Source organism: Tepidimonas sp. (genome assembly GCF_036825565.1).
Classification (GTDB): Bacteria; Pseudomonadota; Gammaproteobacteria; order Burkholderiales; family Burkholderiaceae_C; genus Tepidimonas.
In genome coordinates, this window is record NZ_DAISXZ010000092.1 from 1 (window position 1) to 7715 (window position 7715).

General features: G+C 70.4%; 8 protein-coding genes and 1 pseudogene. 3 read left to right on the forward strand and 6 right to left on the reverse strand.

Going from position 1 to position 7715, the window contains the following annotated elements; all coding sequences use genetic code 11:
- Positions 1-172: 172 nt before the first annotated feature.
- Positions 173-358 (forward strand): annotated as a pseudogene (locus tag V7026_RS10385) (hypothetical protein); the annotation flags it as partial.
- 64 nt (positions 359-422) lie between these two features.
- On the opposite strand, the gene V7026_RS10390 reads toward V7026_RS10385, so the two are convergent.
- The 3 genes from V7026_RS10390 to V7026_RS10400 form a co-directional block, all read right to left on the reverse strand.
- Positions 423-1466, reverse strand: coding sequence for a GGDEF domain-containing protein (locus V7026_RS10390; RefSeq protein ID WP_334155317.1), 1044 nt, complete (start codon positions 1464-1466; stop codon positions 423-425).
- Between the two features lie 99 nt (positions 1467-1565).
- Entirely contained in the window at positions 1566-2657 is a 1092-nt protein-coding gene (locus tag V7026_RS10395) for a calcium/sodium antiporter (protein WP_334155318.1), read from the reverse strand.
- Between the two features lie 86 nt (positions 2658-2743).
- Positions 2744-3508, reverse strand: coding sequence for a ParA family protein (locus V7026_RS10400; protein ID WP_334155319.1), 765 nt, complete (start codon positions 3506-3508; stop codon positions 2744-2746).
- 149 nt (positions 3509-3657) lie between these two features.
- Between V7026_RS10400 and queA the strand changes: the two genes are divergently transcribed.
- The gene (queA, locus tag V7026_RS10405) at positions 3658-4755 is read left to right on the forward strand and encodes a tRNA preQ1(34) S-adenosylmethionine ribosyltransferase-isomerase QueA (protein ID WP_334155320.1); all 1098 of its coding nucleotides are present in this window, start codon (positions 3658-3660) and stop codon (positions 4753-4755) included.
- A 7-nt stretch (positions 4756-4762) separates the two neighbouring features.
- On the opposite strand, the gene V7026_RS10410 is transcribed toward queA, so the two are convergent.
- Both V7026_RS10410 and V7026_RS10415 read right to left on the reverse strand, forming a co-directional pair.
- On the reverse strand, positions 4763-5152 hold the full coding sequence (locus V7026_RS10410) for a type II toxin-antitoxin system VapC family toxin (RefSeq protein WP_068608162.1): 390 nt from the start codon (positions 5150-5152) through the stop codon (positions 4763-4765).
- A complete protein-coding gene (locus tag V7026_RS10415) occupies positions 5153-5383 on the reverse strand; it encodes an AbrB/MazE/SpoVT family DNA-binding domain-containing protein (RefSeq protein WP_143969338.1) in 231 nt (76 codons plus the stop codon). It abuts the gene before it with no gap.
- 72 nt (positions 5384-5455) lie between these two features.
- Between V7026_RS10415 and tgt the strand changes: the two genes are divergently transcribed.
- Positions 5456-6640 (forward strand): tRNA guanosine(34) transglycosylase Tgt, encoded by a 1185-nt coding sequence (gene tgt / locus V7026_RS10420; RefSeq protein ID WP_334155321.1) that lies wholly within the window; start codon positions 5456-5458, stop codon positions 6638-6640.
- A gap of 2 nt (positions 6641-6642) precedes the next feature.
- Here tgt and V7026_RS10425 read toward each other — a convergent pair.
- Positions 6643-7715: FIST signal transduction protein (locus V7026_RS10425; RefSeq protein ID WP_334155322.1), on the reverse strand; the 1073-nt coding region annotated here is incomplete at its 5' end.

The window sequence follows — 7715 nt, forward strand, 5'->3', positions numbered from 1 at the left end:
CGGCGGGAGGGGGTGGCGGACGTGGCGCGGGCCATGGATCGATCCTAGCAGCGCCATCGCCGACGATGGGAGAAAGCGACAATCGCCCACCCGCCGCATCGACAACGCAGGGCGCTTGCCCTTGGATGGCTTGCACCACCCCCCATCCTTGCGGGCTGCCCCCTGCACTGCCATGACCCAGCGCCGCCTCACCCCGGTTCCGCCCCCGCATCCGCAGGCCAACGCCGATTTCGAAGCGATCTTCGAGCTGGCGCCGGTGTCACTGTGGCTGGAGGATTTTTCGGCCCTGCGCGCGCTGTTCGAGCGCTGGCGCGCCGAGGGTGTGACGGATTTGGCCGCGCATCTGGCGGCCGACCCGCCCGCGCGGCGGCGCAGCGACCGCGTGCCGCCGGCCTGAGTCGGACGGGGTCGGCCCGAGCGCCTTAGGTGCGGCTGGACCCGCCCTCGCCCGCCGGCGTCCACACCACGCGGTCGCGCCCCTCGCGCTTGGCCCGATACAGGGCCGCATCCGCCCGGGCCAGGCAGATCTGCCAGGACTCCGGCGCCGTGTGCACGGCCACGCCCGCCGAGAACGTGACGGCCCGGTCACCGATGCGTACCCGCTCGCGCACCACTTGGCGGATGCGCTCCAACACCGCTGCGGCGGCTGCGGCATCGCCCTGCCCCAGCCAGACGACGAACTCCTCGCCGCCCAAGCGGTAGAGGCGGTCCGTCTTGCGCAGCACCGACTGCACCACCGTCGCCAGATCGCGCAGCACGGCGTCTCCGGCCTCGTGGCCGTGGCCATCGTTGATGGCCTTGAAGTGATCCACATCCAAGATGGCCAGCGCGCCCACGGAGGCCCCACGCCGGAAAGCCTGCGCCAACTCCACCTCCATCAGGCGGCGGTTGCCGACGCCGGTCAGCGGGTCGAGCAGGCTGAGGGCCTGCCAGCGCTCGATGCGCCGGTGGGCCTGCTGCGACACCAGGTACCCGAAGACCCCGGTGAGCACGTTGGTAATGACGAAAAACGGCAGTCCCTCGGTGCCGCCCAGCTCCTGCCAGGACAGCACCGCGGCCCCCAGCACCGCGGCCGCCCCCAGCACGACCGCCGCCGGCGCGGGCACGAGGAAAAAGTTCATGAGCACGCCCGGGTATGCCCAGAACAGGGCCGCAAACTGGGCCGCGAAGCCGATGGCCCAGATGCCGCCGACGATGGCCACCGCCATCACCCAGCCGGGCCAGCGCGTATCGCGCGTGCGCCAGGCGTACCACGCCGCCGCCCCGATGGTGACGGCCAAAATGGCGTCCGAGACGGCCGCCAGCCAGTTTGCGGTCAGGGCGCGGTAAACGGCAAAGGGCGCCAGCCACACCACGGCGACCACACCGCCGAGCGTGAGCACGGCCAGGGCGTAATCGTTGAGCAGCGCCTCACGCCACTCGGCGCGCTGCGGGGAGTCGCGCAACAGGGGGGATGCGGCAGGCATGGCCGGCGGGTCTCCTCGGTGACGGTCCAGACGCTTCAGGCGGCTTCCGTGACAGCCGGTCTATTGTGCCGAAAACGCCGCCGCGCACGCCCCCCCCAATCAGGGGGTCGGTGGCGCGCTGGGCGAACGCAGCACACTCGTCACCAGCGCGATCACCGTCAGCGGCACGACGAAGCCCAGCATCACCGCCGAGTAGGCGGGCAACGCCGCATGCGACTGGGCCGCGAGGATCAGATACGCCGTGTACGCGGCGTAGTAGCCGAGGAAGACCGCCCCCTCCCAGCGCGCTATCTCGCGCCCGGTCAGAAACACCGGCAGACAGGCCAGCGCCACGGCGAGCATCACCCAGATGTCGAACGACAGCACCGATAGCGCGATGGTGATGCCGGCGCCGGCCGAGGCCAAGCCGCTCAGGCCCACGCACCCCAGGATGTTGAAGGTGTTGCTGCCCACGGCGTTGCCCACGGCGATGTCGCGCTCACCTTTGAGGGCTGCGGCGATCGACGTGGCCACCTCGGGCATGGAGGTGCCAGCGGCGACAATGGTCAGGCCGATCACCACATCGCTGACACCCAAGGCTTTGGCAAACGCGACCGCCGCCCCGACCAGCCAGTCCGAGCCCAGGACCAGCAGCGCCAGCCCGACGCCCATCAGCGCCACCTGGACGGGCCAGCGGGCGTCCCACGCGCCCGCACTCGCCGGCTGCAGCTCGGCGTCGAACGCCGCGGCATCGGCGGCCGAGGCGCGGCGCGACTGCACGATCAGAAACGCCGTGTAGGCGATCAACAGACCCAGCAGCAGGCCGCCCTCCCACCAGGCGATGCGGCCGTCCAACCCCAGCACCAGGAGCAACACCGACGCGCCGATCATGATCGGCACCTCCTGCCGAATGAGCTGCACATGCACCACGAGCGGCGTGATCAGCGCGCTGGCGCCCAAAATGAACAGCACATTGAAGATGTTGCTGCCCACGACGTTGCCCACGGCGATATCGGTCTGGCCGGCCAGCACCGCCCCGGTGGACACCGCCATCTCGGGCGCGCTGGTGCCAAACGCCACGATGGTCAGCCCGACGACGAGCGGCGAAATACCCAGCGACAGCGCCAGCTTGGACGCCCCGCGCACCAGCGCGCTGGCCCCCACCACCAACGCCGCCAACCCCGCCACGAACCACACCACTTGCAACCACATGCTTCAACCCCATTCGGTGACACGGCATGACTGTAGTCGATCGCAGGCCCAGCGACCGGCTTCGATCCGACCCCCGGCCACGTCGCTCAGCCCAGGCGCTCGTACAGCGCCACGAAGGCCTGCGTCAAACGGTGCCGCGGGTCTAAGTGGATGAGGGGGCGGGCGGCCTCGTGGGACTCGCGCACTTTGACCGACGCGGGCAGATACGGCTCCAGCACCGGCAACCCCTCGTCGCGCAGCGCCTGCACGAGCCGCTGCGGCAGCGCGGCGCGTGCCTGAAACTGGTTGACCACGATGCCGCGCACCGTCAGCGCCGGGTTGTGGTCGGCGCGGATTTCGGCCACATGGTCGAGCAGCGTGTAGAGCGCCTGGCGCGAAAACGCATCACAATCGAAAGGGATGAGGCAGCCGCTGGCACCCATGAGCGCGCTGCGCGTGTAAAAGTTGAGCGCCGGCGGCGTGTCGATCACGATGGCGCCGTAGTCCGCACGCAGGGCGGCCAGTGCCTCGCGCAGCTTGTAGATCTTGTGGCGCGCTTCCAGCTTGGCCTGCAACTCCTCCAGCACGGAGCTGGCCACCAGCACGTCCAGCCCGTCGAACGGGGTGCGGCGCACGAAGGCCTGCGGCGGCTCGTTGCGCAGGCTGTACGACAGCGTCTGCTCGAAAAAGTCCGCCACCGTCGGGCCGGGCTGCGCCACGGCATCGCCCAGCAGATAACGCGAGGCGTTGCCCTGTGCATCCAAATCCACGACCAGCGTGCGCTGCCCCCGCGCGGCCCCGATCGCGGCCAGGTTGCACGCGATGGTGGACTTGCCCACACCACCCTTTTGATTGAAGACGACCAACGGCATGACCGCACCCCCGCACCACCGACCGGCCCCGCGCCGGCCCACCCCCACATGCTAAAGGGCGAGCAAGACACGGGCCTGACACGGCCGCGCGCCGTGGGACAATGCGCATCCCTTGGACTTGGCACGGGCCCGTCCGGCCCTCGAGCGACATGACGACCCTTCCCCCCACCGCCGCACCGGCGCGCGCCTGGACCACCAGCGACTTCGACTTTGACCTCCCGCCCGAGCTGATCGCCCAGCACCCGGCGCCGCAGCGCAGCGCTTCGCGCCTGCTGGACGGGCGCGGCTGGCCGCCGGCCGACCGCATCTTCCGCGAACTGCCGGCGCTGCTGGCGCCGGGTGACCTGCTGGTCTTCAACGACACGCAGGTGATCAAAGCGCGTCTGTACGGCACAAAGCCCACCGGCGGACGGCTGGAGCTGCTGGTGGAGCGCGTGCTGGCCGACGGCGAGGTGGTGGCGCACATGAAGGTCAGCAAGAAGCCCCCTGCCGGCACGGTGCTGCGCATGGCACCTCAGGCCGACGGGCAGCCGGCCTTCACCGCCACGCTGCTGGGTCGCTGGCCCGACGCCGACGGGCCACTGTTCAGGCTGCGCTTCTCCGACGACCCCTACGTGCTGATGGAGCGCCACGGCCACGTGCCGCTGCCGCCATACATCGAGCACCCCGACACCGCCGAGGACGAGCAGCGCTACCAGACCATCTTTGCCCGCAACCCCGGCGCGGTGGCCGCGCCGACCGCGGCGCTGCATTTCGACGAGGCGGTGCTGGCAGCGCTGGAGGCGCGCGGCGTGCAGCGTGCCAGCGTCACGCTGCACGTGGGGGCCGGCACTTTCCAGCCGGTCAAGGGCGAGGACATCCACGCCCACCGCATGCACAGCGAGTGGTACCGCGTCCCGCCCGAGACGCTGGCGGCGCTGGAGCGCACACGCCGCGCCGGTGGGCGCGTGCTGGCCGTCGGCACCACCACCGTGCGTACACTGGAGAGTTGGGCACGCCGCGGCGCCACCGAAGGCGACACCGACATCTTCATCACGCCGGGCTTCGACTTTCGCGTGGTGGACCTGCTGATCACCAACTTCCACCTGCCGCGCAGCACGCTGATGATGCTGGTGTCGGCGTTCGCCAGCTACGAGCACGTCATGGCGCTGTACCGCCACGCGATCGGGCGGCGCTACCGCTTCTTCAGCTACGGCGACGCGATGCTGCTGGCGCGCGCGGGCTCGGCCGCCGCGGCGGCGGCCTGAGGCGGCTTCAGGGCGCTGCCGCGCCCGGCTTCGGCACGTAGCGCACGCCGGGCAGGCCGGCGTAGTCGGCGTCCTGCGTCCACAGCGTCGCGCCGAACTCCTGCGCCATGGCCAGCATGATGGCGTCGGCCATCGCCAGCCGGTGCCGCTGCGCCACGCCCGCGGCGGCCACCGCGCGCGCGTCGGTCAGGTCCAGCACGCGGCCCAGCCGCATCACGTCCAGGCAGCGCGTCACCACCTCCTCCGGCAGGCTGCGGGCCAGCACCCGGTGCACCTCGTACAGCGCGATGCAGGGCACCAGCAGATGACGGCGGTCTTCGATGACCGGCTTGAACACCGGCCCGTTGGGGCCGGCGCGAAAGAATTCGATCCAGCCGGAGGAGTCGACAACGTTCATTCAGTCGAACTCCCGGTCCGGCTCCTTCGGCGGTTCGAGGTCGTCGCCGAGGTCGTAGCCCTTGAGCATGCCGTAGTAGGCGCTCATCGGCGTCTCGGGCCGGATGACGAGCTCCTGGCCGCGCAGCTCGAACTGGATGTAGGAGCCGGGCCGGATGCCGAGCTTGGCGCGCATCGCGGCGGGCAGCGTGACTTGCCCCTTGCTGGACACGACGGCTTCGACGGTTTCCACGGCGATTCCTTTACTTACCCAAAAGTCAAGCAAATTCTATGGTAAAGCAGACGCAGCCGTACAATGCCGGCCATGCTGACCTTCGAACTGCTGGCCACCGACCCGACCAGCCATGCCCGCCGCGGCCGCCTGACGCTGACGCACGGCGTGGTGGAGACGCCGATCTTCATGCCCGTGGGCACCTACGGCACGGTCAAGGGCGTGATGCCGCGCAGCCTGCACGACATGGGGGCCCAGATCATCCTGGGCAACACCTTCCACCTGTGGATGCGCCCCGGGCTGGACGTGATGCGCGCCCTCGGCGGGCTGCACCGCTTCGAGCAATGGCACAAGCCCATCCTGACCGACTCTGGCGGCTTTCAGGTCTGGTCGCTCGGCGCCATGCGCAAGATCACCGAAGAGGGTGTGCACTTCGCCTCGCCCGTCAACGGCGACCGGCTGTTCCTGTCGCCGGAGGTGAGCATGCAAATCCAGACTGTGCTCAACAGCGACATCGTCATGCAGTTGGACGAGTGCACGCCTTACTGGCAGGGCGACAAGGCCAGCGGCCACGTCACCACCGAGGCCGAGGCGCGCGCCAGCATGGAGCTGAGCCTGCGCTGGGCGCGGCGCAGCCAGGCCGAATTCGAGCGGCTGGGCAACCCCAACGCGCTGTTCGGCATCGTGCAGGGCGGCATGTTCGAACACCTGCGGCAAGAGTCGCTGGAAGCGCTGGTGGACATGGACTTTCCCGGCTACGCCATTGGCGGCGTGAGCGTGGGCGAGCCGAAGGAGGAGATGCGCCGCATCATGGCGCACACCCCACACCGGCTGCCGGCGCACAAGCCGCGCTACCTGATGGGGGTGGGAACGCCGGAGGATTTGGTGGAGGGCGTCGCCTGCGGCGTGGATATGTTCGACTGCGTGATGCCGACGCGCAACGCCCGCAACGGGACGATTTTCACCCGCTACGGCGACTTGAAGCTGCGCAACGCCCGCCACAAGGCCGACCCGCAGCCGCTGGACCCCACCTGCACCTGTTACGCCTGCGCGGGCGCCAGCGGCGTGCGCTGGGCCGACGGCGGGCGCGACGGGTTCAGCCGCGCCTACCTGCACCACCTGGACCGCTGCGGCGAGATGCTGGGCCCCATGCTCACCACCATCCACAACCTGCATTACTACCTGAACCTGATGCAGGAGGTGCGCGACGCGCTGGACGCGGGCACCTTTGCCGCCTTCCGCCAGCGCTTCGCGGCCGAGCGCGCACAGGGGGTGTGACCTCAGCCGCTGGGAGCGTCCGCCACGAACACCGTGAGCACCCCGGTGTAGCCGTACAGTCGGTGGTGGGCGATCTCACCCGCGGCAAAAAACCCGACCAACGGCACGTCGCCCAAAGCGTGCCGCACGATCTGCAGTTCAGCCCCGGGGCCGCCAAAATGCGGCCCGCCCCGGCCATTGCAGCTCACATACACCGCACCCGCGATGCGCTGCACAGGGTCGCCGCCGGCCTCGCCCTCCTCGGGGCTGAGTTCGTCGCGGATCTCGGCGCAGATGCGCACCAAGTCCGCGCGGGCGGCCTGCACGTCACGCGCGCACAGGGTCAGGGTGCCGCCGACGGGCACCTCGTCGGCGACGACGAAGGCGCGCCGCGCCGGGTCCAGGCCCACCAAGTGGCGCACCAACAGATCGTCGCCCAGGCGCAGAGGGACACGACCAACGTGTCCCCTGTGCCCCTCGTGCCCTATTCGGCCTGCCGGGACCTGCGCCGCCGGCGCCTGCAAGCCGACCAGCGTCTGCCGCAGGCGCGCGATCACGGCGGGCAGGTCGTCCAACGACAGGTCCAGCGCGCGCAGCAGCACATCGAGCGCGGGCTGACCATCGAGCTCGTCCACGCACTGCGCCCGCGCGGCCGTGACGCGGTACGCGGGCGAGACGGCGCGCGCACCCTGCGTCACGCGCGAGACGATGCCCACATCCGGCCCGAAGGCCACACCGCTCAACCCCCCGCGGAACAGACCGGCCGCCGCCTCGCGCCCATGCCCGGCCAGACCGCCCCGGCTGGAGCGCGCGATTTGCCGCGAGCCGGCGCGGCTGGCCGCCAAGCCCCCGAACAGATAGTGGCCCAGCGTGCGTTCGGCCAACTCCTGCACCAGTTCCGTCACATCGGGCATGACGGGGTCGGCGTGCACCAGCGCGGTCTGCGGCACGAAGCCTTCCGGCCCCTGGGTGGCCCCCAGCGGCGCCAGTCCGCTGAAGACGCGGTAGCGGCTAGGCGCCAAGTCGCACAGCATGACGGCCAGCCCCGGTTCGTCGATGTACTCGGCCCCGCCCGCGCAGATGCCCACACCCACCG